The sequence below is a fragment of the Dietzia cercidiphylli genome (genome assembly GCF_014145145.1).
GTDB lineage: Bacteria > Actinomycetota > Actinomycetes > Mycobacteriales > Mycobacteriaceae > Dietzia > Dietzia natronolimnaea.
Genome location: NZ_JAALEA010000031.1, coordinates 1 through 1612, shown reverse-complemented (window position 1 = coordinate 1612; position 1612 = coordinate 1). Strand labels below are relative to the sequence as shown.

Here is a 1612-nt window from a genome sequence, read left to right as displayed (position 1 = left end):
CGCCGGGGCGCGGGCGCCGGGGCGCGCGCGATCAGGCCGCGCGGGCGGGGATCAGCTCAGGCGCTCGAGCACCATCGCCATGCCCTGGCCACCGCCGACGCACATGGTCTCGACGCCGAACTGCTTGTCCGCGGCCTGCAGGTTGTTGATGAGCGACGCGGTGATGCGGGCGCCGGTCATGCCGAACGGGTGGCCGAGCGCGATGGCGCCACCGTTGATGTTGAGCTTGTCCTCCTCGATCCCGAGCTCACGGGCGGAGCCGAGGACCTGGACGGCGAACGCCTCGTTGATCTCGAACAGGTCGATGTCGGACACCGACTTGCCGGCGATCTTCAGGGCGTTCTTGACGGCCTGGATCGGGCCGAGGCCCATGATCTCGGGGGACAGGCCCGAGACGCCGGTGGACACCACGCGGGCGAGCGGCGTGAGGCCGAGCTCCTTGGCCTTGGTGTCGGACATGATCACCAGGGCGGCGGCGCCGTCGTTGAGCGGGCAGCAGTTGCCGGCCGCGATGGTGCCGTCGGGGCGGAAGACCGGCTTGAGCTGCGAGATCTTCTCGTAGGTGGTGCCGGGCCGCGGGCCGTCGTCGGTGGAGACCACGGTGCCGTCGGGCATGGTGACAGGGGTGATCTCGTTGGCGAAGTGGCCGTTCTCGACCGCGGCGACAGCGCGGTTCTGCGAGCGCACGCCCCAGTGATCCTGCTCCTCGCGGGTGATGCCGGTCATCTGCGCGACGTTCTCGGCGGTCTGGCCCATCGGGATGTAGACGTCCGGCAGCAGGCCGTTCTCGCGGGGGTCGGTCCACGTCTCGGCGCCACCCTCGGCGCGCGTGCCGGTGCGGGCCTCGGCGTCGGCGAAGAGCGGGTTGTGGGTGTCCGGCCAGTGGTCGGAGGTGCCCTTGGCGAAGTTGGTCACGGTCTCGACACCGGCGGAGATGAACACGTCACCCTCGCCGGCCTTGATCGCGTGCAGCGCCATGCGGGTGGTCTGCAGCGAGGAGGAGCAGTAGCGGTTGACCGTGGTGCCGGGGACGGTGTCCAGGCCGGCGAGCACGGAGACGACACGGCCCATGTTGAAGCCCTGCTCGCCGCCCGGCAGGCCGCAGCCCAGCATGAGGTCGTCGATCTGGGTGGGGTCGAGCGACGGGACCTTGGCGAGGGCCGCTGTCACCATCTGCGCGGCGAGGTCATCCGAGCGGATACCCACGAGGGATCCCTTGTTGGCGCGCCCGATGGGCGAGCGGGCGTACGAGACGATCACGGCTTCCGGCATGGAAGGCTCCTTCTTTGCGGGTGGATACTCGGTGCTAGGTGTGGTCGGGGGTGAGTTCCGGGGCGGACAGGTCCCGGGTGGGGCGGGTCAGGCGCAGGATGCGGCTCCGGCGGCGGAGGGTGTCCGCCGCCTCGCGGGCATCGCCCGTGCTCTCCGGATCGCCGTCCACGTCCTCATTATGCAGGTACGTGTTCTCGTCGAGGTCCTCCGCGTCCTCGTGGGTACGGACGAAGTCGGTCAGTCGCTTGGTCAGCCGGGCGACGACCGACTCGCGGTGCTCGTCGTCCGCGCCGTCCGCGGCCGCCTCGGCGGCGGTCTCCGCGTCCTCGGCGGCGCGCTC

At 70.8% G+C, this 1612-nt stretch carries 1 protein-coding gene and 1 pseudogene; both read right to left on the bottom strand.

Features of this window, described 5'->3' with window-relative positions; all coding sequences use genetic code 11:
- Positions 1-51: 51 nt before the first annotated feature.
- Positions 52-1272, bottom strand: coding sequence for an acetyl-CoA C-acetyltransferase (locus G6028_RS01790; protein WP_182610247.1), 1221 nt, complete (start codon positions 1270-1272; stop codon positions 52-54).
- Positions 1273-1306: 34 nt separating this feature from the next.
- Positions 1307-1612, bottom strand: a pseudogene (locus G6028_RS01785) (SGNH/GDSL hydrolase family protein); the annotation flags it as partial.